The sequence below is a fragment of the Streptomyces sp. NBC_00057 genome (assembly GCF_045041165.1).
In the GTDB taxonomy this organism is placed as follows: Bacteria; Actinomycetota; Actinomycetes; order Streptomycetales; family Streptomycetaceae; genus Streptomyces.
Window position 1 is genome coordinate 259,909 of record NZ_CP108256.1, and the last position, 25,681, is coordinate 285,589.

22 protein-coding genes and 7 pseudogenes are annotated in these 25,681 nt (G+C 69.2%); 16 read left to right on the forward strand and 13 right to left on the reverse strand.

Going from position 1 to position 25,681, the window contains the following annotated elements:
- Positions 1 to 33 precede the first annotated feature (33 nt).
- The 3 genes and pseudogenes from OG953_RS01235 to OG953_RS01245 form a co-directional block, all read left to right on the forward strand.
- Positions 34 to 435, forward strand: a pseudogene (locus OG953_RS01235) (IS30 family transposase); the annotation flags it as partial.
- On the forward strand, positions 419 to 727 hold the full coding sequence (locus tag OG953_RS01240) for a hypothetical protein (RefSeq protein ID WP_405681983.1): 309 nt from the start codon (positions 419 to 421) through the stop codon (positions 725 to 727). The pseudogene OG953_RS01235 and the gene OG953_RS01240, both read left to right, overlap by 17 nt.
- Positions 728 to 892: 165 nt before the next feature.
- The gene (locus OG953_RS01245) at positions 893 to 1,444 is read left to right on the forward strand and encodes a hypothetical protein (RefSeq protein WP_405681984.1); all 552 of its coding nucleotides are present in this window, start codon (positions 893 to 895) and stop codon (positions 1,442 to 1,444) included.
- A 607-nt stretch (positions 1,445 to 2,051) separates the two neighbouring features.
- On the opposite strand, the gene OG953_RS01250 is transcribed toward OG953_RS01245, so the two are convergent.
- Positions 2,052 to 3,014 (reverse strand): helix-turn-helix domain-containing protein, encoded by a 963-nt coding sequence (locus OG953_RS01250; RefSeq protein ID WP_405681985.1) that lies wholly within the window; start codon positions 3,012 to 3,014, stop codon positions 2,052 to 2,054.
- Positions 3,015 to 3,105: 91 nt separating this feature from the next.
- Between OG953_RS01250 and OG953_RS01255 the strand changes: the two genes are divergently transcribed.
- On the forward strand, positions 3,106 to 7,335 hold the full coding sequence (locus OG953_RS01255; RefSeq protein WP_405681986.1) for a S8 family serine peptidase: 4,230 nt from the start codon (positions 3,106 to 3,108) through the stop codon (positions 7,333 to 7,335).
- A 72-nt stretch (positions 7,336 to 7,407) separates the two neighbouring features.
- Here OG953_RS01255 and OG953_RS01260 read toward each other — a convergent pair whose 3' ends face one another.
- Positions 7,408 to 7,632: a hypothetical protein gene (locus OG953_RS01260; protein ID WP_405681987.1), complete on the reverse strand. Its 225-nt coding sequence runs from the start codon at positions 7,630 to 7,632 to the stop codon at positions 7,408 to 7,410.
- 442 nt (positions 7,633 to 8,074) lie between these two features.
- On the opposite strand from OG953_RS01260, the gene OG953_RS01265 reads away from it, so the two are divergent.
- The 4 genes and pseudogenes from OG953_RS01265 to OG953_RS01280 all read left to right on the forward strand — a co-directional run.
- The gene (locus OG953_RS01265; RefSeq protein ID WP_405681988.1) at positions 8,075 to 8,842 is read left to right on the forward strand and encodes an SDR family NAD(P)-dependent oxidoreductase; all 768 of its coding nucleotides are present in this window, start codon (positions 8,075 to 8,077) and stop codon (positions 8,840 to 8,842) included.
- A gap of 176 nt (positions 8,843 to 9,018) precedes the next feature.
- Positions 9,019 to 9,642, forward strand: a complete 624-nt coding sequence (locus OG953_RS01270) for a hypothetical protein (protein WP_405681989.1) — start codon at positions 9,019 to 9,021, stop codon at positions 9,640 to 9,642.
- 76 nt (positions 9,643 to 9,718) lie between these two features.
- Positions 9,719 to 10,342 carry a DUF6174 domain-containing protein gene (locus OG953_RS01275; RefSeq protein WP_405681990.1) on the forward strand — a complete coding sequence of 208 codons (624 nt, stop codon included), beginning with the start codon at positions 9,719 to 9,721 and terminating at the stop codon, positions 10,340 to 10,342.
- 113 nt (positions 10,343 to 10,455) lie between these two features.
- Positions 10,456 to 10,581: pseudogene (locus OG953_RS01280) on the forward strand (IS5/IS1182 family transposase); the annotation flags it as partial.
- 78 nt (positions 10,582 to 10,659) lie between these two features.
- On the opposite strand, the gene OG953_RS01285 reads toward OG953_RS01280, so the two are convergent.
- Positions 10,660 to 11,928 carry an MFS transporter gene (locus tag OG953_RS01285; protein ID WP_405681991.1) on the reverse strand — a complete coding sequence of 423 codons (1,269 nt, stop codon included), beginning with the start codon at positions 11,926 to 11,928 and terminating at the stop codon, positions 10,660 to 10,662.
- 174 nt (positions 11,929 to 12,102) lie between these two features.
- Here OG953_RS01285 and OG953_RS01290 point away from each other — a divergent pair, with 174 nt between their 5' ends.
- The 4 genes from OG953_RS01290 (at position 12,103) to OG953_RS01305 (ending at position 16,251) form a co-directional block, all read left to right on the forward strand.
- Entirely contained in the window at positions 12,103 to 12,426 is a 324-nt protein-coding gene (locus OG953_RS01290) for a rhodanese-like domain-containing protein (protein ID WP_405681993.1), read from the forward strand.
- 95 nt (positions 12,427 to 12,521) lie between these two features.
- Positions 12,522 to 13,910: a rhodanese-like domain-containing protein gene (locus OG953_RS01295; RefSeq protein ID WP_405681994.1), complete on the forward strand. Its 1,389-nt coding sequence runs from the start codon at positions 12,522 to 12,524 to the stop codon at positions 13,908 to 13,910.
- 113 nt (positions 13,911 to 14,023) lie between these two features.
- Positions 14,024 to 14,608, forward strand: coding sequence for a rhodanese-like domain-containing protein (locus OG953_RS01300; protein ID WP_405681995.1), 585 nt, complete (start codon positions 14,024 to 14,026; stop codon positions 14,606 to 14,608).
- A gap of 158 nt (positions 14,609 to 14,766) precedes the next feature.
- The gene (locus tag OG953_RS01305) at positions 14,767 to 16,251 is read left to right on the forward strand and encodes a TSUP family transporter (protein WP_405681996.1); all 1,485 of its coding nucleotides are present in this window, start codon (positions 14,767 to 14,769) and stop codon (positions 16,249 to 16,251) included.
- 50 nt (positions 16,252 to 16,301) lie between these two features.
- Here OG953_RS01305 and OG953_RS01310 read toward each other — a convergent pair whose 3' ends face one another.
- The 6 genes and pseudogenes from OG953_RS01310 to OG953_RS01335 form a co-directional block, all read right to left on the reverse strand.
- A complete protein-coding gene (locus tag OG953_RS01310; RefSeq protein WP_405681998.1) occupies positions 16,302 to 16,997 on the reverse strand; it encodes a hypothetical protein in 696 nt (231 codons plus the stop codon).
- 314 nt (positions 16,998 to 17,311) lie between these two features.
- Positions 17,312 to 17,446 (reverse strand): annotated as a pseudogene (locus tag OG953_RS01315) (bifunctional 5,10-methylene-tetrahydrofolate dehydrogenase/5,10-methylene-tetrahydrofolate cyclohydrolase); the annotation flags it as partial.
- Between the two features lie 50 nt (positions 17,447 to 17,496).
- Positions 17,497 to 18,115 (reverse strand): annotated as a pseudogene (locus tag OG953_RS01320) (glyoxalase).
- Positions 18,116 to 18,120: 5 nt separating this feature from the next.
- Positions 18,121 to 18,588, reverse strand: coding sequence for a helix-turn-helix transcriptional regulator (locus OG953_RS01325; protein WP_405681999.1), 468 nt, complete (start codon positions 18,586 to 18,588; stop codon positions 18,121 to 18,123).
- 50 nt (positions 18,589 to 18,638) lie between these two features.
- Positions 18,639 to 18,943: pseudogene (locus OG953_RS01330) on the reverse strand (excinuclease ABC subunit UvrA); the annotation flags it as partial.
- A gap of 14 nt (positions 18,944 to 18,957) precedes the next feature.
- Complete coding sequence (locus OG953_RS01335) at positions 18,958 to 19,368, reverse strand: VOC family protein (protein WP_405682000.1); 411 nt, start codon at positions 19,366 to 19,368, stop codon at positions 18,958 to 18,960.
- Between the two features lie 156 nt (positions 19,369 to 19,524).
- On the opposite strand from OG953_RS01335, the gene OG953_RS01340 reads away from it, so the two are divergent.
- On the forward strand, positions 19,525 to 19,776 hold the full coding sequence (locus tag OG953_RS01340) for a hypothetical protein (RefSeq protein WP_405692435.1): 252 nt from the start codon (positions 19,525 to 19,527) through the stop codon (positions 19,774 to 19,776).
- On the opposite strand, the pseudogene OG953_RS01345 reads toward OG953_RS01340, so the two are convergent.
- Positions 19,693 to 19,893: pseudogene (locus tag OG953_RS01345) on the reverse strand (IS630 family transposase); the annotation flags it as partial. The gene OG953_RS01340 and the pseudogene OG953_RS01345 sit on opposite strands and share 84 nt — an antisense overlap.
- A gap of 303 nt (positions 19,894 to 20,196) precedes the next feature.
- Complete coding sequence (locus OG953_RS01350; protein WP_405682001.1) at positions 20,197 to 21,102, reverse strand: LysR family transcriptional regulator; 906 nt, start codon at positions 21,100 to 21,102, stop codon at positions 20,197 to 20,199.
- Between the two features lie 103 nt (positions 21,103 to 21,205).
- Between OG953_RS01350 and OG953_RS01355 the strand changes: the two genes are divergently transcribed.
- The 3 genes from OG953_RS01355 (at position 21,206) to OG953_RS01365 (ending at position 24,227) form a co-directional block, all read left to right on the forward strand.
- The gene (locus OG953_RS01355) at positions 21,206 to 22,039 is read left to right on the forward strand and encodes an oxidoreductase (RefSeq protein ID WP_405691556.1); all 834 of its coding nucleotides are present in this window, start codon (positions 21,206 to 21,208) and stop codon (positions 22,037 to 22,039) included.
- 376 nt (positions 22,040 to 22,415) lie between these two features.
- On the forward strand, positions 22,416 to 23,831 hold the full coding sequence (locus tag OG953_RS01360) for an MFS transporter (protein WP_405682002.1): 1,416 nt from the start codon (positions 22,416 to 22,418) through the stop codon (positions 23,829 to 23,831).
- 99 nt (positions 23,832 to 23,930) lie between these two features.
- Positions 23,931 to 24,227 carry a hypothetical protein gene (locus OG953_RS01365; RefSeq protein WP_405682003.1) on the forward strand — a complete coding sequence of 99 codons (297 nt, stop codon included), beginning with the start codon at positions 23,931 to 23,933 and terminating at the stop codon, positions 24,225 to 24,227.
- A 16-nt stretch (positions 24,228 to 24,243) separates the two neighbouring features.
- Here OG953_RS01365 and OG953_RS01370 read toward each other — a convergent pair.
- Positions 24,244 to 25,203 (reverse strand): annotated as a pseudogene (locus OG953_RS01370) (ISAzo13 family transposase); the annotation flags it as partial.
- A 142-nt stretch (positions 25,204 to 25,345) separates the two neighbouring features.
- Positions 25,346 to 25,537 (reverse strand): hypothetical protein, encoded by a 192-nt coding sequence (locus OG953_RS01375; protein WP_405682005.1) that lies wholly within the window; start codon positions 25,535 to 25,537, stop codon positions 25,346 to 25,348.
- Between the last annotated feature and the right edge of the window lie 144 nt (positions 25,538 to 25,681).

Sequence of the window (25,681 nt, forward strand, 5' to 3'; positions counted from 1 at the left end):
GGGGTCCTTCGGACCATGGCCGATCACGACCTGAACGGCCCGGCACTCGCTGGCTATGGCGCCGAGGCCGGGAAAGACGCGATCGCCGCGACGATCACCGCACTGCCCGAATGCCTGCGCCGCTCGCTGACCTGGGACCGCGGCAAAGAGCTGGCCCAGCACGCTCAACTCCGCATCGACACCGGGCTGCAGGTCTACTTCGCCGACCCGCACAGCCCCTGGCAGCGAGGCACGAACGAGAACACGAACGGACTGTTGTGCCAGTACTTCCCGAAGGGCACGGACCTGTCGCGATGGGAGGTCGATGAGATCGAGGCCGTTGCTCTCGCACTCAACAACAGGCCCCGCAAGACTCTCGGTTGGCAGAAACCTGCCGAAGCACTTAACAAGCATCTACTCTTGATCCAGGAAACCGGTGTTGCGACGACCGGTTGAGTCCGGGCAGTACACGAGCAGGGCGTTCGCCGACGCCTGCAACAGGGCCGGCCTCCGGCAGTCCATGAGCGCGATCGGCTCCAGCGCGGACAACGCGCTCGCCGAGTCCTTCGACGCGACGTTCAAACGCAAGACGCTCCAGGGTCGCAAGAGCTGGTCCAGCGAGCGCGAGGCCCGCCTCGACGCGTTGGCTGGCTGCACCGCTACAACACCCGAAGCCGTCACTCCCGCCTCGGGCAACGCAGCCCAATCGCCTACGAGGCAGCGTTCGGAACAACATCAACTACGCTGACACCAGCCGCATAACCCGTGTCCAGGATTCGGGGTCAAGCCCCCGGCCCCTGCCCGTCCGGCCTCGCGCGGTTTCGGCGCTGTGGCTGAGCCCTGAGTTTGGACCGTGAGCGTTCCAGTTGGGCCGGGGCGAGGCGTGTCAGTAGCGCCGGTTATGGTGCTGGGCATGACAGGTTGGATCGACTGTGGCGTCATGCCGTGGATGGAAGAAGACCGGTACGGGGACGACGAAACCGTCCTGGTGTACTTCAAGGGCGCCGGGTTGACCGGCATGACCGAAGGGCTGATCGCGCAGCACCGGCCGCCGTTCGCCTACGGCAATGACCCGGCGCCCGGTGACTGGGGTGTGATCGTGCACCACATGCACAACCCGTCTCGCGACGACTTCGACCCGATCGACTACCGCGAGCTATGCCTCCAGGGTGCTGAGCTGATGGTGTTCGTCCCCAACCCGTGCATCGCCAAGGCCCACGGCCCCCATGCGTACCACTACAAGGACGGCCTGATCTCGTCCTGCATCGACTACGAAGACCCCGACTACATCGGGGAACACTGGCCCAACGAGATGGCATCCCTCATCACGTCCGCCGAGCTGGACCGCGAGAACGAGAACTACGTGGAGCAGCTAACCCGACTGATCTGCAACCACTTGGGGCTGTCCGCGCTGGACCGCGACACCATCACAGTGGACCGCGGCCTGATGGCCTCCTACTTCTAGACCGCAAGCTCCTCAGAAACGTATCCGGTGCTGTTCCGCTGCCCGGGCCTGCTCAATCCACTCCACAGGACGAGTATCGCGTAGCGCTGTCTCGTACAGCGTGGTGGGAGTGGTCGCCGATAAAGGTCCGCGAGGTCCAAGCGCCTACTGATGTCCATCAATTGCTCTCGGCATGCCGGCCACGCCGACATCATCCGGGAACTCAGAAGGTGCCGTTGGAATGAACAAGGGCAACGACAGCGTAGCGCCAGGCGACTCGGCCTGGTGGGACAACTATCGAAGCCGAATTGAGCGAGCGGCTCAGGAAGCGGACCGAGATGTCAGAGGGCTGAGCCGGTGCCAGATCGTTTGACACGGGACGGCCAGCCGCCCGTCAGAGCGGCTGACCGTCGAGTCAGGTAGCGGCAGGAGTGAGGCGTATCCGGCTGGCGCGGTGCTACTGAAGGATCTGCAGACTCCAGGTGTCCATCTCGGGACTGCGCCGGTAAAGACGTTCGGCTGAACCGGGTCACATGTCACGAGCAGAATGTTTCCCTGGCCGAGCACAACCTTCCGCTCGACCCGTGTGGAACGTCATTGCCGCCCCACCTGCTGCCGGTGTGCTGTCTCACAACCAGCCGCGGCGGGCCGCGATCACTCCGGCCTGAAAGCGGTTGGCGGCGCCGAGGAGGTCGTGCAGGCGGCTGATGCGGCGGCGCATGGTGCGGACGGACCAGCCGAGCTGGCGGGCTATCGCCTCGTCCTTGAGGCCACTGACCAGGAGGGTGAGGACGAGTCGGTCCTCCTCACCGAGGGGGTCCTCGGCGGGGGCGTTGAGGGGCAGTGCCTGCTTCCAGCACATTTCCCAGTAGCCGGTGAGGGCATCGAGCAGGGTGGACGGGCGGATCACCGCGGCGCGGACGTCGTTGAGGTCGAGGGAGAGCGGCATCAGGGCGAGCTTGCGGTCGGCGATGGCGAGTTTGATGCCCAGGCCGGGCAGGACGCGGGCCTGTTCGCCGTGCCGAACCAGCTCGCGGATGTCGTCGAGGACGCCCGGCCATTCCAGGGCCTCGGGGGCGTAGACCGCGCGGTACCGTACGCCGCGGGCGAGCGCCGTCGCCTCCACCGGGTTGGAGGTGGTCAGGGCGTACGGCGGCCGGTCCAGGGTCATCACGTCCTCGTGGGCCTCCTGCTGAAGGCGGACGAACCAGCGGCCGAGCGCCTCGCTGCCGGTGGTGATCTCCACCTCGTCCTCATAGGTCGCGCCGGTGCGCGCGGCGGCGAACAGCCGGGACAGCTCGTCGGCCGCCGAACGGACCCGCTCCAGCTCATTGCTTCTGGCCCGCACCAGCGCCTCGACGGCGGCGCCCGGCTCGATCGCGGCGTACCGGCGGCGGGAGCCGGCGAGCCGGCCGACCAGCCCGTGGTCGCGGAGCCGGTCCAGCGCCCTGGCGACGCGCTCGGCCGAACAGTCGAGATCCGCGGTGAGTTCGGCGGGCGCCGCCGTCCGCCTGGTCAGGACGGCGCGGTAGACGCTCTCGTCGAACGGATCGATGCCTGCCGCCGTGAGTTGCGGTGTCTCGGGAGTCATGGACGGATGGTGGCCCACTTGTGCCAGCGGCAGCAATGGGCCACGGAGATCAGTTGTGCGGCAAGTGCCCTCACCACTAGGACCTTTACGCATGGCAATGAAGTCACGAAGATCGCGTCATGCCGCCCTCGCCGCCGTTGTTCTCGCCGGCACGTTGGCGGCGACACCGGGTGCCGCCAACGCGTCCACGCCCGACCCGTCGCAACGAGTGCTCGTCGAACTGTCCGGGAACCCAGCGGTCACCGCCGCGCCCGGTGGATCGCTGCTGTCCGCCGAGGCCGCCCGCGGCGTCGGCACCGCCCGCCGCGCGCTCGACGCGCGGCAGGAGACGTTCCTCGGCTCGGCGAAGAGCGCCGGGCTGCACCCTTCGGCGACCCGCAAACTGGGTCTGCTCATCGATGCCGTGGCAATGACGGTGCCCGCGTCCGAGGTGGGGCGGCTGTCCTCGCTGCCGGGCGTCACCGCCGTCCGCCCCGACACCCGGGTGCTGACGAAGACGGACGTGAGCGTGCCGCTGATCGGCGCACCCGGCGTCTGGGAGCGCAAGGACCCGGCCGGAAGCCGCGTCACCGGTAAGGGGACCACCGTCGCGATCCTGGACAGCGGCGTGGACTACGCCCACCCCGACCTGGGCGGCGGACTCGGCAAGGGGCACAAGGTCGTCGGCGGGCACGACTTCGTCAACGGTGACGAGGACCCGATGGACGACAACGGCCACGGCACCCACGTAGCCGGCATCATCGCGGGCAAGGCGGCTGAGAAGGGCGGCATCACCGGCGTGGCGCCCGGCGCGAATCTGCTTGCCTACAAGGTGATGGACGCCGACGGCTCCGGCTACACGTCGGACATCATCGCCGGAATCGAGGCGGCCTCCGATCCGGCCAACCCGCACCGCGCCGATGTCATCAACATGAGCCTCGGCGGCCCCGGCGACGGCACCGACCCGCTGGGCCGCGCCGCGACCGCGGCCGTACGAGCCGGTGTGGTCGTGGTGGCCGCGGCCGGCAACGACGGACCGGGCACGGGTACGGTCAGCAGCCCCGCAGCGGCCGACGGCGTGGTCGCGGTCGGCGCTTCGACAAGCAATCTGCGGCTGCCCAGCGCCTATCTGGCCGACAAAAAACCCGAGTTGATCCAGACCTACCGCGGCATCCTGTCCGCGAATCCGCCGGAGCACCCCGTCACGGCGCCGCTCGTCGATGTCGGCGAGGGCACCGCCGAGGACTGGAAGCGGGTCGGCGACGTACGCGGAAAGATCGTACGGGCCGAGATGCTCATCGCCTCCGACACCCGGTACCTGACGGCGAGCGCCGTGGAGTGGGCGAAGGAGGCGGAGAAGCGCGGCGCGATCGCCGTGCTGGCCGGCCTGCCCTCCAACGACGGCCCGGTGTTCGTCGCCGGAGCACCGGGAGAGGTCCGGCCGCCGGAGGTGAACCCTGAGCCGGGAGTGGCCCAGGTGCCGTCCCCGTCCGCGCGGATCGACGCCTCCGGCGACTCGCTGCGCATGGACCACCTGGTGGTCATGGGCATCGACTCGACCCAGTACACGGAGTTGAGCGCCCGACTCGCCGCCGGGAAGGTCTCGGTGACGCTGCGCGGCACCGACACCACCGACCGGATCGCCTCGTTCTCCTCACGCGGTCCCGCACAGGGCTTCGGTTTGAAGCCCGATCTGGTCGCACCGGGTGTGGAGATCCGCTCCACCATACCCAAGGCACTGTACGGGCCCGGCGAGTACCGCATGTCGGGCACATCGATGGCGACCCCGCACGTCGCCGGCGCTGCGGCCCTGCTGCGCCAGTTGCATCCCGGCCGGGCGCCTGCCGAGATCAAGGCCGCGTTGGTCGGCACCGCGAAGCCGCTGAGCGGCAGCGGGCCCACGACGCAGGGCTCGGGCCGGCTCGATGTGGCCGCGGCCGCCTCGGCCACGGTCAGCGCCTCGCCGGCGTCGGTGTCGTTCGGACTCGCCGATCTGTCCCGGCGTCACGTCGGCGGCATCGCGAAGGTGACGCTGCGGAACTCCGGCAAGCGGCCGGTCGCGACCTCGCTGCGGACCGACGGTCCGGCCACGGTCTCGGCGAAGCGGGTCACCGTACCGGCCGGGGGGACCGCGACCGTCACGGTCTCGCTGCGCGTCGCCCGACCGGCGGCCGACACCGAGATCAGCGGCCGTCTCACGGCGACTCCCGACCGGGGACCGGCGATCGGGGTGCCCTACCTGCTCGCCGTCCGGTATCTGGCCGTCCAGGCCGCACCCGACCCGAGCGACGGTCACTCGACCGTGCACATCGCCCCGCCGACCCGGCTGGCCGCACCGCCGGTCGTCACCGTCACCCCGCCTCGCGGCAAGGCCGTCGACGTCACTTCCACGCTCGATCCCGCCAGCGGCTACTACCGGGCCGAGGTGACCGGCAGCGTGGCCGGCGCCTACCGGGTCTCGGTACGCGGCACCGCCGGCACCGGGCAGCGGCTCACCGGCGCCGGCGCCTTCGAGGTCACTCCGGTCGACAGCCGCAGGAACCGCTGGAAGCCGGTAGGTCCCAACGGCCAGGCCGGCTCCATCACCCTCTCGTCGAGCCGGCCGAAGCAGGCCGTCCTCACCCAGTACCAGAAGGCGGCTCCCTGGCTGACCACCGACAACGGCGCCTCCTGGCGCCAGTTGGGACGACTGCCCGTCGCGGACGGTACGGGTCCGCTCGTGGTGGACGCGAAGAATCCCGACCGCTGGTGGTACGCCGTGAACAGCGTTCACGACGGCAGTCGCCGGGGCGCCATCCTGCGCACCGATGACAACGGGCGGACCTGGCGCACGCTCGATGTCCCGGACACCCGCATCGCGGCGCTCGCCGCCGATGAACAAACCCGCACCCTGGTCGCGGTCACCTCGGACGCACTGCTGGTCAGCACGGACGCGGGCGACCACTGGACGACGTATCCGACCGGCGTCACCGGCGGCATCACCGCCGCCGCCGTCACCGGTGACACCCTCTATATGACGACGTATCACGGCGTCTGGGCCCGCTCCGGCATCGGCTCGGGCAACCCCGGCGCGGCACGCCTGCTTTTCGACCCGTCCGGCGAGACCGTCGGCGGGCTGGCCGCCGACTCCTCGGTCGTGGCGGTGTATGTCTCGGGCCGGGGAGTTGTCGGTTCCCGTGACGGCGGGGAGACCTGGACCACCCTGCTGTCCATGACGGACGGCGGTCTCCGCCTGACCATCTCGGGTGACGACCTGTACCTGAGCACGCTGTCCGGCAGCGGCCGTCTCAGCCGCGACCACGGGCAGACGTGGACCACGGTCGCCGCGCCGTCGCGCGCAGCGGTACCGATGGACTACGACCGTTGGGCCGACGGTTCCGTCACCGTCTCCAGCGAGCAGGACGGTCTCTACCGGGGTGCCGCGGACGGCACCGGATATCGGCGGATCGGCGTCCAGGGACTGACCGTCAACGATCTCTCGGTCAGTGACGGCCATCTGCTCGCCGCCACCGACAGCGCGGTCTACCGCACCGCCCTTCCCGTCGCGAGCCCGGAGTGGGGCCAGTCGGGCGGCGAGGGCAGGAGGGGCGTCACCGTCCCGCAACTTGCCGTGTCGGCCAAGGATCCGAAGGTGATCTGGAAGGTGCGGCGCACCGCGTTCGGCTCATTCACCGTCGAGCGCAGCGGCGACGGCGGTGCCACCTGGGAGAAGAGGGGCAGTTCGGCGGAGGTGCCGACGGCGCTCCTGGTCCACCCCGCCGACCCGAACCGGGTCATGGTCAGCTTCCGAAGCCTTCTGGGCCGGGGGCTGTTCGCCACCAGCGACGGCGGTGGGACGTGGAAGAACCTCTACCATGAGCGCTCCTTCGACACCATCGCGGGCGACCCCGCAAATCCGCTGCGCCTGTGGCTCGGCAACACCGCCGGTCTCTACCGGTCTGACGACGGCGGGGTGACCGTCACCAAAGTCGCCGACGGCCCGGTGAGCGCGATCGACCTCGACGGACGGCGTCTCGTCGTCGGCGGCGAGAGCGTCCGCGTCAGCACCGACGGCGGCCGGACCTTCCGCACCGCGGACACCGGCGCTCTCGCGATCCATGTCTCCGACCTGCTCCGGGTCAAGGACACGCTCTACGCGGCCACCACCAGGTCCGGGGCCAGCGGCCTCCTGCAAGGCGGCCGCGGCGTACTGCGCAGCACCGACCACGGTCTGAGCTGGCACAACATCTCAACCGGCCTGCAGAACACCGACACCACCAAACTGGCTGCGAGCCCCGACGGCCGCACGCTCTACGTCGGCACCGTCGACGGCGGCGTGCACCGTCTCAACCTGCGCCACTGATCACTACGGATCGGGCGCCCGGACGGAACCTCTGTCCGGGCGCCCGGTCCACACGTTGACGCGGCCGGTGAATCAGCGCAACGAACACGACAGCCGGGCCGCCCAGCGCGGGCGCTTCAGCGGCGGTTTCGGTGCGGCTTCCAGCCCGGTCCTGGCGAGCAACTGCACGATGCACTGCCACTCCACGAGCACGGCTTCACCGCGGCCGCCGTTGTCGGACATCTCTTCGTGCCGGAGGTTCTGACGGCGGTCGAACTCCGTTTCCTCAAGCGCGGCCCCCGCCTCATGGTGCGCCATGCCCCGGGCGCGGCCGCGGACCAAGGACCGCCCGATCTTCGCCTGGTCGACCGGCGGGCCGGCCAGCCCGGCTGAGGGGCGGTGGCTTTGTGCGTGACCGCGGGAGTCGATTCGATGTGGCTGTGGGAGTCACTGGCTGAGCGAGTTTGCGATGTCAGTTTGTTTTGATGTCACCAGGAGGCTTGCAACGTTCACCTCCCGCCCACGTGACCGCTTTCGGGTCGTCTGTCCCGGCCGCCGTCCGTGGGCCCATACGGGTCATCGAGTGCCGCCGTTCGATGGATGCGGCGGTCGGGTCCGATGCGGCTGTCGTCCGGCTGGGACACCTTCCTTGCGGGCGTACCGGGCGATACGCCCCGGCCCGAAGAGGAACCCGGTGTCGTGCGGGTTCCGAACCGCTTGCCCGTCGTTCACCTGGGTGGTTGCAGGAAGGACCCTCGACGTGTCTGATCCCGTTGTTCTTATCACGGGCACGCTTACCGGTATCGGCCGCGCCACCGCCTTCGCTTACGCCCGTCAAGGCGCGAACCTTGTGGTCTCCGGCCGCCACGAGGACGTGGGTGAGCCGCTTGCCAGGGAGCTCTCCGCCCTCGGCGCCCCGGCCGAGTTCGTGCGTGCCGACGTCCGCTTCGACGCCGATGTGAAGGACCTCGTCGACCGTGCGGTGGCACGGTTCGGGCGGATCGATGTCGCCTTCAACAACGCCGGCACCGAGGGAACACCCGGCCCTGTCACCGAGGTGACCGACGAGGGATATCAGGTCACCTTCGATACCAACGTCAAGGGAACGCTGCTGTGCCTGAAGCACGAGTTCCGGGTCATGAGGGAACAGGGCGGCGGCAGCATCGTCAACGTCAGCTCCACCTTCGGCCTGATGGGCTATCCCGGTGCGACCTTGTACGTCGGGAGCAAGCATGCCGTCGTCGGCATCACCAAGGCGGCCGCACTCGAAGGCGCCGCTCACGGTATCCGGGTCAATGCGGTTGCGCCCGGCTACACCCGGACCGCTATGTACGAGCGGTTCACCGGCGACGACACGGCTCGTGCCGCGGTCGATTCGGTGCTGCCCATGCACCGGGCGGGTACCCCGGAGGAGATCGCCGAGGCCGTCCAGTTCCTGGGTTCGGACAAGGCGAGCTACGTCACCGGGCACATCCTCCTTGTCGATGGCGGCCTCATGGCGGGCGGCCCCCTGTTCCCGAGCTCGTGAATCGCGAGATCGGCGCAGGCCGTGTCGGCCTCGGCAGCGCGGTGCCCGCTTGACGGGATGTTCCGGTTCTCATCGTCCCCGAGCGGGCGGCCCCGCCGCGGACGAGTCGGCAACGCCGATCGGTCACGGCTAGCTAGACCGGGTCCTTCGAAAGCGGGTATTCGCCAGGAGCCGCTGTGCTGGTCGACTGCAAGGCGATGGCGGGCGCTGGTCTGCTTGTCACGGCCGAGACGAGCTGGAAGTCGGAGGATCTCTCCGCCCGGCAGGTGCTCCAAGTGGCACGTGTCGCGACCGACACGGCGCGTCGTGCAGCCCGCCACGCCCAGTGCGAGGGCGCACTCGGCGAACGTCCGGGAACCGTCGACCGCACGGAGTGGAGGATGCGGCCCGTCGGCCGGGCGACGGGCACTTGCCGCGGCGTGGTGACCGGGCGCGAAGCTGCTCGGCTGCGCGTCACAGACGTCACCGAGAAGCCTGCGGGACGCGCACTGACGGAACAATGCGAGCTGAGCCGGGGCGAGTTGGACCTGTTCCGTATGACCGCCTACTACGGGCCGTCTGCGGAGGAGGAGATGTATCTCGACGGCAGGTATCCGGGAACAGTGAAGGGCACATACACCCGCACCATCGAATGTGGGGGCGCCATCGGGACCGCCTACTTCAAGCTCGTGGGCGTCAAGGACAAGGCGGCGGATGGCGCCGTCGGAACACATGGGACGAGTGATCCCGCGGCGCTGAAGCGGGTTCTGAAGTCGTACGCCACCGCCTCGGGCAAGCGGCACGGCTGCCCCGCCCCCTGACTGCTTCCGCCGGACTGCACATTTGGCGGACCCCGCTTTGAGCAACTGGGCGAGCGACGCGCGGTCATGTCTGAGCGTGACCGGCCTCACGGGCACGGTGAGACCCTGCCGGAATTTCATCACTTGGGATGCCCATCATGTCGTCGACGTGGAAGAGCAACTCCGCGCAGGCCCGGGCAGGAACCGAATCAATGGCGACGCCGTCGAAGGGGCAATTGAGCTGCTGAAAGGCCTGGCCGTGACGAAATCCAGTACGTATCTGCTCGCCGCATCCGCTGCGCTTGCCCTCGCCGTGGTCGGCTGCGACGCAGGGTCCACACCGGCCGGCGCCGAAGGAGGTGCCAAGGCAAAGGCCGCCCGATGGTCCGAACCGGATCGGTATTCTTTCCGGCTTCTCTCCGAGTCCGGAGAGCGGGGCGGCCTTGGAACGTACCGGATCACCGTGGGGAACGGGAAGGTCGTCAAGGCGATCGGCCTCGACGCCCCGGCCCGGCGTACCGTCGAAGAGAATCCGCAGGATGTCCCGACGCTTGGCAGTCTCCTCACTGATGTCCAGAAGGCCCGTGCAGGCCAGGCTGATGTCGCGGAGGCGGTATTTGCCGCAGATGGACACCCCACTGAGATTCACATCGATTGGCTGGCGAATGCCATCGATGACGAGGCCGACTACCTCATCACCGAATACCGCGAACTCCCCTGACCGGCACGCCCCCAAACGTCCAGGTCTGCAAGCAGTGATGGCCACACACCGTCCGGTGTGCAGCCATCGGCCATGCACGCGAGCGTGGTCGCTCTCCTCGGTCAGCGCTTCGAAGGAGCGTGTCCTGGCCGGCCGGCTGCCGACGCCTGCACCGCCGCTACGAACGCAAGGCCGAGCACTTCCTCGCCGTCGACGCCATAGCAGCAACCCTCATCTGGTACCGCCGACTAACCAAATAGGACGACGTCTGAGTCGGATCCCGGGGTCGTCTGGCCGGGTTCGGTCTTCCGGGTACGAGTGCGGGTGCCCTGTGGGTGTCACTGGCACGGTCGTTCCGTGATCCAGCGGGCGGCGAGCAGGCCGGATAGCGCGGTGAGGACGGCGGCGGTGAGGACGGTCATCTGCAGGCCGAGTGCGTCGGCGAGGACGCCCGCGGCGAAGGCTCCGGCCGCGTAGCCGAGGTCGCGCCAGAAGCGGTAGGTGCCCAGCGCGTTCGCCCGCCAGGCGGGGTGGGTGTGGTCGGAGACGGAGGCGATGAGCGCTGGGTAGACCATCGCGGTGCCCAGCCCAAGGGCTACGGCGGAGAGGACGCCCGCGAGGAGGGGACGGTCGAGGATCGCCAACGCTGTGAGGAGACCGCCGGCTTGGACGAGCATGCCCGTGACGATGAGCGGTTTACGGCCGATCCGGTCTACCAGGTGGCCTGCGGGTATCTGCCCCATTCCCCACAGGAGCGGATAGAGCCCCTTGATCAGGCCGATGGCCGCGATACCGAGCCCGTGGTCGGCGAAGAGCAGTGGGAAGACGCCCCAGGTGAGGCCGTCGTTGAGGTTGTTGACGAGGCCGGCCTGGCTCGCGCCGCGCAAGGAGCGGTCGCGCCACGATGTGCGCGCGAACACTGCCGCGAATGACGGGTTCCGTTCCTTGGGGGCCTGGGCGGGCGGTGTCTGGGACAGTTCGAGGGCGACATGGGCGCTGGTGTCCCGTACCAGGAGCGAAAGGCCGAACCCGGCGGCGACGAAGAAGACGCCGATCGCTTCGGGGGCCGGCCGCAGGCCGTGGGAAGCTGCCAGGTAGCCGGTGAGCAGGGCCGTCGTACCGACGGCGACGTATCCGGCAGCCTCGTTGAGTCCGGTGGCCAGGCCCCGGCGCGCCGGCCCCACAAGGTCGATTTTCATATTCACGGTCATCGACCACGTCATGCCCTGGTTGACGCCCAGCAGGACGTTCGCGGCCAGGATCCACCACCAGGACGGGCCCCACGCCAGGACGAAGGGCACCGGCACACCGACGAGCCACCCTGCCAGGAGGAGCTGCCGGCGCCGGAAACGGGCCGTGAGGGCGCCTGCCGCGAGGTTGGTGAGGGCTTTGGTGAGGCCGAAGGCGACGATGAAGGAAAAGACGGCCAGGTTGCTCGTCAGCCCGAAGACGTCGGCGCCGATGAGCGGGACCGTCGTGCGCTCCAGACCGACGAGCGAACCGACACTGGCTGTGACGATCACGAGCAGAGTGAACTGAGCCCAGTTCTCCCGGAGGCCCAGCCGCACTCCAGGCGTGGGCGAGACCACGCCGGTCCGCTGCTCCATCGCTCCTCCATGCCGCTCAAGATCCGACAACCCGCAGGCCAGCATACCCCTGCGGGTATTTTTTTCGTATGCGATGCAGAATGCCCCATGGGGTATTTGACTTCCTGCCGCGAGGCCGCCTACGGTCGGAGGTAATCAATACCCATGGGGGTATCTGAGAGCGAGGAAATCTTCATGCGTGAAGTGGATCTGACCGTCTTCGCGGCGGAGCTCGCGAACGGCGCGTTCGTGATCGATGTCCGGGAGCCCGACGAGTACCAGGCCGGCCATGTGCCCGGCGCCCACCCCGCGCCGCTGTCCATGCTCGGCGCTGTCGTGAGTGCCCTGCCCGGGGATCAGCCCGTCTACGTGATCTGCGCGGGTGGTGACCGCAGCGGCTGGGCCGCCGAGCACCTCGAGGCTCTCGGTGTGGACGCCGCCTCGGTCGCAGGCGGCACCGCCGCATGGGCCCGGGCAGGTCACTCCCTCGACCGTGGCGCTGCGGCCGAGGCCGGCTGAAGCCTGAACCCCGGACCCATTCGGAAGGCACTGTCGCGCCTTCGACCAACTTTCCGCACCCGGCCGGGTGCGCGTCCCCCGACGGAGGGTTTGCCGTGCTCTTCACCCAGTACTACCTCGACTGCCTGTCACACGCGTCGTACATGATCGCCGACGAGACGACCGGCCAGGCCGTGGTCGTCGACCCGCGCAGAGACGTCTCGGAGTACCTGGCCGACGCCCAGGCGCACGGATTCACCGTCGTGGGCGTCATCAACACCCACTTCCACGCCGACTTCGTCGCCGGGCACCTGGAGATGGCCGACCGCACCGGCGCCTGGATCGGCTACGGCCGCCGCGCCGAGACCGAGTACCCCATCCGCAAGCTCACCGACGGCGAACGTGTCTCCCTCGGCGGTGTCACCCTGCAGATCATGGAAACCCCCGGGCACACCCCCGAGTCGATCAGCGTCCTTGTGTACGAGCACGCCGACGACACGGTTCCCTATGGGGTGCTGACCGGCGACGCCTTGTTCATCGGCGACGTCGGCCGCCCCGATCTGCTCGCGTCCGTGGGTGTGACCGCCGACGAACTCGGTGCGATGCTTCACGACAGCGTCCAGAACAAGCTGATGGCGCTGCCCGACACGGTCCGGGTCTTCCCCGCCCACGGCGCCGGCTCCTCCTGCGGCAAGAACCTCTCCACCGAGAAGCAGTCCACCATCGGAGAGCAGCGCGCCACCAACTACGCCTGCGCGCCGATGAGCCGTGAGGACTTCGTCGCACTCGTCACCGCCGGCCAGTCCGCCGCGCCCGGCTACTTCGCCTTCGACGCGGAACTCAACCGCAAGGACCGTCTCCTGTTCGACTCGGCAGCGGCGCCCCGCCCGCTGTCTTTGACCGAGTTCACCAAGCTGCGGCACGCGGGTGCGGTCGTGGTCGACTCCCGTTCCCCGCAGGAATTCGCCAACGGTCACCTGCGTGGGGCGGTCAACGTACCCGCCGAGGGCCGGTTCGCCGAACAGGCCGGCACTGTCCTCAACCCGGCCGACGAGCTGATTGTCATGGCTCCGGAGAACCGGGAGGAGGAAGTCGTCACCCGCCTCGCCCGTATCGGCTTCGACCGTGCACTGGGCTACCTGCGCAACCCCGAGGACGCCCTGAAAGAGCTGACCGAGGAAATCACCCCCGCGAGTCGCCTGACTGCCGCACAGCTGCGCACCGCCCTGCGAGGGGAGAACCCTCCGCTCATCATCGACGTACGCACCTGCGGAGAGCGCAGCGCGACCGGCTTCATCGAGGGCGCCATGCACATAGCCCTGAGCGAACTGCCTACGCGCCTGGACGAGATCCCCGCCGACCGGCCCCTCGTCCTGCACTGCGCCGGTGGCCACCGCTCCTCGATCGCGGCCAGCCTCCTGCGCCACCGCGGCTTCGAGTACGTCTCCGACATCCTCGGCGGCTACGCCGCCTGGGCCCTGTCGGCAGAACCCGCCGGCGTCTGACCGCCCTCCTCCCGCAGCCTCCCGGCACACCCCGGGCCGGGGCATCCCCCCGCCCGGGGCGGCTACCACTAATACCCTCCGGGGTATATGAACTCTCTTCAACGGAGCCTCCCATGACTGAGAAGTCCGCCCAGACCTCCTCGATCACCCCCGCCGTCCTGCACCGCCTCGTACAGGAGGAACGCGCACCGAGAATCCTCGACGTGCGCACGCCCGGCGAGTTCCGCACGGTCCACATCCCCGGCGCCTACAACGTGCCCCTCGCCACCCTGCGCGAGCACCGGAACGAACTGCTGGCCCACCTCGACGAGGACGTCATCCTGGTCTGCCGCTCCGGGGCCCGTGCTGCCCAGGCTGAAAAGGCTCTGGCCGAGGCCGGCCTGCCGAACCTCCGTGTACTGGAGGGCGGCATCAACGCCTGGGAGATGGCAGGCGCTCCCGCGAACCGCGGCACCGACCGCTGGGACATGGAGCGCCAGGTTCGGCTCGTCGCCGGTTCGATCGTCCTTGTCACCGGGGTGGTGGGCCTCTTCGTTCCCGGCACGCACCTCATCGGAACCGCGGTCGGCGCCGGCCTGACGTACGCGGCTCTGAGTAACTCCTGTGCCATGGGCGTCCTGCTGTCCAAGCTTCCCTACAACCGCGGACCGCGCACCGATATCCGCAGCGTGATCGCGGAACTGCGGGGCACCTCATGACCGCCCTGGTCATCGCGGCGTCGCTGCTCGTCGGAGTCAGCCTCGGCATTCTCGGCGGCGGAGGCTCGATCCTGACCGTGCCGATCCTCGTCTAACCGGCCGGACAGGGCGCCACGGAGGCCATCGCCACTTCTCTGTTCGTCGTCGGTGTGACCAGCATGGTCGCCTTGATCCCCCACGCGCACGCCCACCGGGTGCGGTGGAAGACCAGCCTGCCCTTCGGCGTCTTCAGCATGGCCGGCGCCTACGGCGGCGGCCGGGTCGCCGAGTACATTCCGGGCACCGTGCTCCTCGGCGTGTTCGCCCTGATGATGCTCGCGATGGCAGTGGCGATGCTCCGAAAACCGCTCCGGCGCGCCGAACCAAAGCCCCGGCACCGCGACCTCCCCCTGAAACACATCGCCATCGAGGGTCTGGTCGTCGGTGCCGTCACGGGCCTGGTGGGCTCCGGCGGCGGCTTCCTCGTCGTGCCCGCACTCGCGATCCTCGGCGGGCTGCCCATGAGCATCGCGGTCGGCACCTCACTTCTCGTCATCGCCATGAAATCCTTCGCCGGACTGGCCGGACACCTCTCGGACGTGCAGATCGACTGGGGCCTCGCGCTGGCCGTCACCGCGGTGGCCGTCGTCGGCAGCCTCCTCGGCGCGCGCCTCGCCGGCCGCATTCCTCAGGACACCCTGCGCACAGTCTTCGGATGGTTCGTCGTCGTCATGGGCATCTTCGTCCTCACCCAGCAGCTCGACACCACCATCTGGACCCACCCCGCCCACGTGGGCCGGACTCGGCACCGCGCTGCTCGCTGCCGCCGCCGCCCGGATACGGCAGGCCACCCGCGCACCACACCAACGCCCCGCCGAGACATCCGGGCCGCGTCCGAACACCGCAGCAAGACACCACGAGACCGCCGGAAAAAGGCAACCTATACCCCTTTGGGGTATTCTGGGTGTGCGGCTGGAGGAGGGACTCCGTGCAGGTGGAAGAAGAGACCGTACGACCCACCCCGGTATCCCGACCCCTGGACCGGGCGGGCTTCGAGATCGTGGCCAGCAGGGTGCGCCAGTGTCTCGCACAAAGCGCCGCCGACGCCCCGCCCGTACCGGAAGAAGAACTCGAGAAGCTCTTCCCCACCCCGACCTGACCACCACCGGGCCGCCACGCCACCGCGCCGACGAGGGCCCACCACGGCCCTACTCGGCCGCCTCGACAGCAACGGCCAACTGCAGTACACCGACCGCACCACCATCCTGAACCGTGCCGCCCACCAGGCCCTGGCCGCCGAACTCCAACCGGGCAGCGCCCACCACCCTTGGACCGGATGGACCTTCGCCGCCGGGTGGGACTCAAGACAGCAGCTCCAGGTGCGGCTGGCCGAACCGTTCGTGGTCGCCGAAGTCGCGGCCGACGTGTCCTTGGACGCGGGCGTACGCTGGCGGCACCCGGTCCGCCTCGTACGTATTCGATCAGACCTGGCCTCGACAGAGGTACCGCTCTTCGCTGGACCCGACACCTTGACGCGGCCTCAGACGAATCTTGAGCTGCGGATCTTAGGGGGCGTCGGCCGTCGAACGATGCGGGCCAGATCGCCTCACGGCCTGAACCAGAGGCGGGTCGAGGCCACGGTGACCGTGCTCTGGAAGACGTAAGCTCGCTTGATACCCCCATGGATGTCAAGCAGCGGTACCTCTGAGGATCGTTAGTCCGGCTGCATGATCCAGCCGCCGGGGAACGCGGCTCTGAAGGTGTCGAGCTGTGCAGTGTCGCGGCTGCGGACCCATAGCCACTGCCGGGCGTCGTCACGCAGGATCAGGTCGGAGTCGGCGAACCAGCGGACGGGTGGACCATCGGGGTCTGCCCATAGCGGGTAGTCGGGAAAGGGGAGGCGCTCGAAGCATTCTTCGATTCCCTGAAGAGTCTCTTCGTCCAGTTCGCGGTTGTCGGAGACATCGTCGTTGGCCTCTGCGAACAACACGGCCTCGGACAGGACCATTTCCACCGTTGTCAGCGAGAGACACTCCAGGAACGGCTTCCACGGCATGCAGGCGTCGCGGGTGAGCTCGCGGAAAACCACCGGAGGATCCGGCTGTGCCAACTGCGTCACTCGAATGCCCCAGCTGGCACAGTGCTGATTCTCCACACGAAAGACCAGCACGTCCTGGTCGAGCCGCAGTTGATCGGGGCGCAACAGTCGGTCCTGGCGGCTGGTGAGGTCACTGCGCCGTCCCAGGAGCCGGTAGCAACGCGTCAGCGTACTCGGGAGCCGCAGGCCGAGGCGGTGCTCGGCTGTGGTGATCTCTTCAGCTGTGCACCCGTCGTTTTCTTCCAGCGGGCTCAGCCAGTGCTCGCCGAACCACTCGATGAACCGGGACGCGCTCTCGGCGTCATCGATCATTGCCATAGCCTCAGTGATCGCACGCTTCGCTGGCACGGGACGACCTTACTCATCCCCACTGATCATGGCGCGTCAGGGGGCCTTGGACGAGCACGCGGGGTAAACGGTCAGTTGCGTGCTTGTCACAAGGACGAGCGGTAGATCTCCCGTGCGACGTACCGCTTGAGGCTTCGGATGATCTCTCGGCGTGACTGGCCTTCGGCCAGGCGTCTCCGAAGGTACTCCCGGGAGCGGTCCTCCCAGCGCAGCTGGCTGAGCACGATCTGGTAGAAGGCGGCATTGGCCTCGCGGTCGCCGTGCTCCCCGCCGAGGGCCTCGACGTCTCCGACGTTGCCCGCGTTGTATCCGACATCGACGACCACCGCGCCGGGTTTGACGTCCTCCCCGCGAATCAACTGAGGGCGCCCCACCGCCGCTGCCAGGATGTCCGCCTTGCGGACGGCCTCAGCGGCGGCTGTCTCGTGATCGGCGACCAGGCAGGGCAGGCAGCAGTGGCACATCAGGGCGTGGGTGCCTGCGATGCGGCCTCCCATGCAAACCCGGCCGGGTCGGTGAAAGGCCCGGCATCGCCACCGATCACGAGCCGGTGCGATCCGGTGCCGTCGGGAGAGACGCCGGCGTCCTTGGCAAGGGCACGGCGCCTGTACAGCGCCAGCTTGACGGGACCCGACCCAGCCGCGAACTCGACGTACACGCGGCCGAAGCTCTTCGCCACGGCAAGGCCTCGGGCGACGTAGAACCGCTTGCTCACCGCCACGTCCGCGACTCCCAGCAGGAGCACGATCTCGTCGACCCGCCGGGTGGCAGGGCCGGTGTCCTTCTTCGCCGAGGTCGCGCCCTTCCAGATCGTCCGTCCGGGGCTTGTACTACACCGCCGTAGCCCCAGAGCGACTTCGCGACAGGTTTCAGCGGCGTGGCGCCGGCGACGAGGGCGGCGTCGATGAGGCTGTTGACGGTGGCCGGCTGGGCACCGTGAGCGCCAGCGCGAACCCACGGAAGCCGGTTGTGGGTGCCTGCGAGGCCCGCAGGCGTATCTGCGTTTCCAGACCGAAGGCGGCGCCGTAGAAGCGGTTGGCAGCCGTGGGGTCGGCCACGTCGATGGATTCGATGGATGCCATGGCCATCACGCTAGTTGCGGCTCGGCGACCGGCGCTTCTTGATTCCTGACCGGTCTTGTCACCTGTTTTGCCACACACGGCGGCATTCCCTCCGCAGCGCCCGCCCCGCGCCGCCGGTAGGCGCTGGGCGGCATGCCGACCAGCTCGGTGAAGCGGGTGCTGAAGGTGCCCAGCGATGAGCAGCCGACCGCGAAGCAGACCTCGGTGACGCTGAGGTCGCCACGACGCAGCAGCGCCGTCGCGCGCTCGATGCGACGCGTCATCAGGTACGCGTACGGCGACTCGCCGTAGGCCGGCCGGAACTGGCGGCTGAGGTGGCCGGCGGACATGTTCACGCCGCGGGCGAGCGCCTCGACATTCAGCGGCTGCACGTACTCCCGGTCGATCCGGTCTCGGACGCGGCGCAGTCGCGCGAGGTCGCTCAGGCGCTGCGCCGCGGTGCGGTGCGTGCGCGCCCCCACGAGGGGTGACACATGAGAGAAATCCTTTTCATCGATGTGGGCGAGCACCTGGGTTGCACGCCGAGGTAGGCAGCGAGGTGGTCGATGGCGATGACCGGCTCGCCGGAGTCGACGAGCAGGCAGAGCAGGCCGAGCAGGCAGAGCAACTGTTCGACGACGGTGGGATGAAGGCCGGTGGTCTGCTCGGCGAGGACGTAGACGCCGCCCTTGTGGGCGGCCGGCGTGCGCGCCTCGGCCTCGGCGGCCGACATCGCGAGCACCTCTGCGATGGTGCGGCGCCGAGGGTGTGGCCGAGGACAGCGGCCTGGAAGCGCTGGCCGCCGTACTCTTCGCAGGTGGTCGCGACACCGGCCATCATGGCCGAATCGATGACCGGACGGCTCAGCGAACCTCCTGGATGCGGACCAGGTTGCCCGCGGGATCTCGGAAGGCGCAGTCGCGGATGCCGTACGGCTGCTCGGTCGGCTCCTGGACGACTTCGGCGTCGCCGGCCTGCACCTTCTCGAAAGTGCCGTCGAGGTCCCGGGTGGCCAGCAGGATCCAGCCGTAGGTGCCCTTGGCCATCATCTCGACGATGGTGCGGCGCTCGTCCTCGGTGACCCCGGGGTCGGCGGCCGGAGGCGCCAGGAGGATGGAGGTGCCGGGCTGGCCGACGGGGCCGACCGTGATCCAGCGCATCTTGCCCTGTCCGACGTCGCTGCGGACCTCGAAGCCGAGGGCGTCGCGGTAGAAAGCCAGGGACGCGTCCGGGTCGTCATGCGGGAGGAAGCTCGAATGAATGGTGATGTCCATGACGACCACGCTAGTACCGCATCAGGCAACGTTCGCCCTGTCGACCACGGCTCGTAGCCGTCGATCGTGAGCGTGTCTGAAAGATCGCGTTAGTCCGTGATGTGACAGGCTGGCCGGGGCCCTGACCTGGGCTTTGACCAGCCGGGACGGATGGACATGAACGACAACGAGATCCCGGCCGTTGAACCGGTCGAGGACAAGCTCGTGGATGAGGTCGTCGAGCGGCTGATGGACCGCGCCGACGCCTCGGGGGCTGCCCTGCTGGACGCCTCGGGTGCTGCCCTGCTGGGTGAGGGCGGGCTGCTGATTAAGGTGCCCCGGGCCGTGCTGGATCACGTCCCGGACCCGGTCGGAGCTGGTGAAGGTGACCTCGGCGATCTTCGCCGCGGGCATGCTCTGCGCGGATAGCAGCACCATCTGGGCCCGCCGCCAGGTCACCACCGACCCGGTGCCCCTGCGGATGATCCGCAGCAGCCATCTGCCCTCTTCATCGTCGATCTCACGGACGCGTACGCGTACTGCCACCCGCACAGCCTGACGGCCGCGCGCCGCCCGGGAACAAAACTGCCTGGCGCTCCACCCCCGAGCGCCGCTCGACGGTGTACCGGACCCGCCGCCGGGCCGAGGAGATCCGCCAGCTCCAGGGCCACGGCGCCGAGGTAGGCACAGCCCTCACAGGGCTCGCGGGCGGTGCGTCGTCGAACGGGACGTATGCGCTGAGCATCGGCAATCGTGGTTCCCGAACCCGGGAGTCGGGCACGGGGCAGCTTCGGTCCTTCTCCCGTCGTCGGGAGCGGATCCCAGCACTTCTCGCGGCTGCGCCCCGCCTCAGTCCGTTGTCTCGGTCGCCAGCTCACACGCGCGCACGTACTCCTGCACCAGCGGGCGGCGGTCGTCGGCGCGCCAGGCCAGGGCGAAGCGGCTGGGCGAGATACCCCTCACCGCACGGGTGACGACTCCGCCGAGAGTGATCAGCGGGGTGTTCCCGGCCGCCAGCAGGACCACGCCGAGACCCGCGACGAGCGCCTCGTACGTCTCCTCGGTGCTTGCCACCTCCGCGCCGATGAGTGCCGGCTTCCCGGCGCGGGCGTCGGTGGCAAGCCAGTAGTCCCGCAGCGGCCCGGCGCTGTCGGGCAGCGCGAGGAACGGCTCGTCCAGCAGGTCGGCGAAGTCGATGATCTCCCTGTCGGCGAGCGGGTGAGTGTCGGCCATGGCGACCAGGCGGGGTTCCTCGGCGACCACCACCCACCGGTAGCGGTCCGGATCGGGCAGTGGTAGCCAGACAAACGCCGCGTCGCACGTGCCGTCGGCGAGCCCGGCGGTCGAGTCGTGCCAGGGGACCTGGCGAAGTCTGAGGCGGGCACCAGGGCGCGCGGCGGTGAAGCGCGAGCGGATCGCCGGGAGTACGCCCCCGCGCCCCGGGCTGGTACTCATCCCCACGACGAGGACGGCCGCCTGGTCGGCCACGACCCGGGCGACTGCCTCCTGGGCTGCCTCCCACTCGGCGAGAATGCGCTGAGCATGCGGCAGCAGCGCTGCACCGACCGCGCTCAGGCGCACTTCGCGCCGGTCGCGCTCGAACAACGCGGCCCCCACCTGTTTCTCCAGCATCCTGATCTGCTTGCTCAGCGCGGGCTGCGAGACGTACAGCCGCTCGGCTGCGCGCGTGAAGTGCAGCTCCTCGGCCACTGCGGCGAAGTACCTCAGGTCCCGTGCGTGAACGTCCATAGCCATCGGCTATCACAGCGGATCTTGGACGGGCAACCGGTGTGCCTTGCAAGGTAGTTCACACATGGACCGCCGAGAACAGCGGATCACCCGGCACAAGGAGAAGAACATGAACAAGGTATGGCTGGTCACCGGGGCGAGCAGCGGGTTCGGCCGGGCGATCACCGAAGCGGCGGTGGCTGCGGGCGACATCGTGGTCGCCGCCGCCCGCCGCACTGCGCTGCTCGACGACCTGGTCGCCGCGCACCCGGACCAGGTCGAGGCGCTACCGCTGGACGTCACCGACATCGCGGGTTGCCAAGCCGCGGTCGACGGCGTGGCAGCCCGGCACGGCCGGATCGACATCCTGGTCAACAACGCCGGACGAGGCATGGTGGGGGCAGTCGAGGAGACCACCGACGCGGAGCTGCGGGACCTGATGGACCTGCACTTCTTCGGCCCGGCCGCGCTCACCCGGGCCGCGCTGCCGCACTTGCGCCGCCGGGGCTCGGGCGCCATCGTGCAGCTGACCAGCATGGGTGGGCGGTTCGCCGTCGCCGGAGTCGGCGCCTACTGCGCCACCAAGTTCGCCCTGGAGGGGCTCTCCGAGGCATTGGCCGCCGAGGTCGTCCCGCACGGTATTCGGGTGCTGATCGTCGAACCCGGCGCGTTCCGTACCGGCTTCGCCGGCGCCGCAGCCCTGCGGCCCTCCCCGGCCCTGGACGCCTACCAGGACTCCGTGGGCCCCGTCCGTTCTGGACTGCCGGGCGGAAGCGGCCAGGAACTCGGGGACCCGGCCAAGGCCGCGGCCGCCATCCTCACCGCTCTGGACGCCGACGAACCGCCGCTGCGTCTGCCGCTCGGCAACGACGCCGCCGACGCGATCAGCGACCACCTCGACCGCGCCCGCACCGAACTCCGCTCCTGGGAAAAGCTCACCCGCTCCACCGACTTCGACGACTGACACCTCCAGACGCCTCCGCCCCTCTTCCCGCCCACCGTCTCCACGCAGGCGCGGCAGGAAACCCAGGCGGCGGGCGCTGCGGGCGGTGTGCTGCCAATACAGGGCGCCACGTTCAGGGACGCGCAGCTTCCGGCTGCGATCGCCGCGACGCGCTCCGACCAGCGCATTCCGGCCCAGTGATGACAGCGACCTGGGGTGACGGCAACAAGGACCTGCCCGCACAGGCAGCAGGCTGACCGCACGCACCGCTACGCCGGACGGCGGGGCCCTGTCGCACCCGGCACGTGGCTCCCCGCTGCAGGCCGGTCTGTCCGTGGTCGCCCCCTGGCTTCCAGTTTCGGTCGCATACCTTCAAGAACGTCTCAGGAGTGTTCTGATGAAATCGCTGCTCAAGTCCTCCCTGGCCGCCCGCACCGCGGGCTCGGCTCCGGAGGCGGCCCGGGGCGGATCCTCCACGGTGCTCGGCGCCGCCCTGCTGGGCTTCTTCCTCATCTCGCTGGACGCGTTGATCGTCACCGTCGCGCTGCCCGACATCGGCCGCAGTCTTGGCGGCGGCATGTCCGGCCTGCAGTGGGTGGTGGACGGATACACGCTGATCTTCGCCGCCCTGATGCTCTCCGCGGGCGCCCTGTCCGACCGCATCGGGGCCCGGCAGGCGTATGGCGGCGGCCTCGTGCTCTTCGGGCTGGCCTCGGCCGCATGCGGACTGGCGCCCAGTCTCGGCGTGCTGGTGGCGGCGCGGCTGGTGCAGGGGGGTGCGGCGGCGGTGATGATGCCGGCGTCCCTGGCGCTGGTCCGGCAGGGCTTTCCCGACCAGGCGAAGCGGGCCCGGGCGATCGCCATCTGGACCGTGGGCGGCGCGGTCGCGGTGGCGGCCGGGCCGGTGCTCGGCGGGGCGCTCACCGCATCCGTGGGCTGGCGGTGGATCTTCTTCGTCAATCTCCCGGCGGGCCTGCTGGCGCTCGCCCTGCTCACCCGCGTGCCCGCCTCCCCACAGCTGCCCGCGCGACTGGACGTGGTCGGGCAGGTGACGGCGGTAGTCGCAATGGGCGCGCTGACGTACGGCGTGATCGAGGGCGGCGACAAGGGCTTCAGCCGGCCGCTCGTGGTGGTATCGCTGCTGGTGGCCGCGGCCGCTGCAGCGGCCTTCCTCGCCGCTCAGGCCAAGGGCGCGCACCCGATGCTCCCGCTGCCGCTGTTCCGCTCGCGGGTGGTGGCGGTGTCCTTGGTGGTCGGCTTCATGCTCAACGCCGCCTACTACGGCGGGGTGTTCATCTTCAGCCTGTATCTGCAGCAGGAGCGCGGGCAGTCCGCCCTGTACGCGGGCCTGATGTTCATTCCGATGACGGCACTGGTCGCCGTGGTGAACCTGGCCTCAGCGAAACTGGCCTCGCTGTTCGGCCCGCGGGTGCCGATGATGGCGGGACAACTGATGGGGACAGCCGGACTGCTGGCCCTGCTCACCGTCGGCCCGCACACCAGTGTGTGGGTGGTGGCGGCGCTGATGGTGCCGGTCGGCCTCGGCGGGGCGCTGACGGTGCCGGCGCTGACCGCCATGCTGCTCGACGCGGTACCCGCAGACCGGGCAGGCACGGCGTCCGCCGTGCTCAACACCGGCCGCCAGGTCGGCGGAGCGATCGCGGTGGCGGTCTTCGGGGCGCTGCTGGCAGGGGCGGGCACGTTCCTGGCCGGCATGCGGTGGAGCATGCTGATCGCGGCGGCCGGGCTCGTACTGACGGCTGGCGCGACGCTGACGCTGCCGCGGGACGGGCGCCGGGGTGCGGAGGCGTAAGCCGGGCGGTGTGTCACGGCAGGGCCGCGGATCTCCTCGCCACCGGAACGGTGCGGACCGAGCTTCAGCGGGTGCCGCTGGAGCAGGCGGCGGCCGCACATGAGTCGGCGAGCACGGCCTCTCGTCGGGTTTGGTGATGCTGCGGCGGGCGAGCTGGTCCGCCCGTGCACGGACACGCCCACGAAGATCAAGGAGTTCCTGGTGGTGCTGGCAGCAAAGGTTCGACGCAAGCTCGACAACGGCGCCAGGCGCCTGCGGGAGGCGGACCGACATCTGAAGCGTCCGGACTCGAAGTACTCCTCGAAGCTTTCCTACCGGATCAACACCCGTGACCGGCGGCCGACACGACGGATCACAGCCAAGGTCATCACGCTACAGCCCGCGATAGTTCAGTAGTCAAGCAACAGCATTGTGTTCCGGGTGGGAAGTGGCAGACCGTGATCTCGAGTCCGCTTTCCAGGGCGAATGCGGCGAGGTGCTTCTTCCATGTCCAGCGGCGAGGGTCGTTGGAACCACCGCAGTCGGCGGTGATCAGCAGCCGGCCGGCGTCCGGGTGGTCGTCCCGTCCGCGCTGCTGCCACCAACGACGGATGGATGCCACCGCGAACTCGCCCGTGTCGTGGTCGGTCCCGACGTTGACCCAGCCGGTGTTGCGAGCGATGTCGTAGATCCCGTAGGGGATGACCACGGGCTGGTCACTGGTGGTGAACGTGTGGCTGTCCACACGGATGGGATTCTTGCCCGGACGCCAGATGCGTCCGGGTCGGTCGCGGTTGCCAAGCCACTCCTTGGCCTTGGTGTCCACGCTGATCACCGGCTGGTTGTCTTCGAGGAAGGCCGCCGCGGTGGCATTGATGTGCGTGAGCTGAGCATCCCGGTCCGGATGACTGGCGCCTTCCGTGGTCTTGGCGGTGCCCTGCAGGCTGTATCCCAGGGCATGCAGCAGGCGCCCAATGGTCGCCGCACTGACCGGGTGGCCCTGAGCGGTCAGCGCCGAGGCCAGGGACCGCAGCGAGAGCGTGGTCCAGCGCAACGGCGAGACCGGATCACCCCGGGTGTGCGGCTCGATCAGAGCTTCAAGCGCGGGCAGCAGACCGGGGTCGGTGACCGTCACCGGCTTACGGCCGGCTCCTGGAGCCCGGATCCGCCCGGCTGGCAAAGGGCGCCCGGACAGCTCGGCGATTCCGCGTGCGATGGTGGCCGCACCGGCGCCAGAAGCGGCCGCCACCAGCGTGATCCCGCCGTGGCCAAGCGCGGCGGCCTCGCTGGCCAGGTAGATCCGACGGCGCCGCTCATCGAGATGGGGAAGGAACTGATCGAACTTCGCCCTCAAAGCCACAACTGAAGCCCGAGCGGCCGTACCCGCAGTCACACCTCATTGTCCCGCCAACACCCGTACACCGAGCAGTAATTGAAATACGGGCCCCGGCGGTGCCGGAGTATTGGCGCTGGACAAGCTGATGGCGGCGACGCCATCAAGCGCGTGCCCGACGCTGCCACTACATGCGGCGCGGTCACACGTGCGCAGGACGGCCCCGGCAGACCGCCCCACACCCCTGCACACCCTCTACACCCCCCGCCACCAGGCCGTTGACCAGGACAAATCGCGCCCAGTGCAGCCTGCCGTCGAGCGCCGGCTGCTGGTAGAGGGTATGACCGAAGAGCGAGTAGTCGGCGAGATGGTGGACAAAAACGGTACGGTCCACTGCTCGCGGCTCCAGTTCTGCACGTGCAGGGCCTCGGGAGTGGCTGCGGCAGGTCCGGAACACTCCTGAAATTAGTCCGGTGAGGAGTTCATCCACGAGGGCGGTCGAGGAGGTGGTGTGGACGATGAGGTCCGCGCCGCCCAG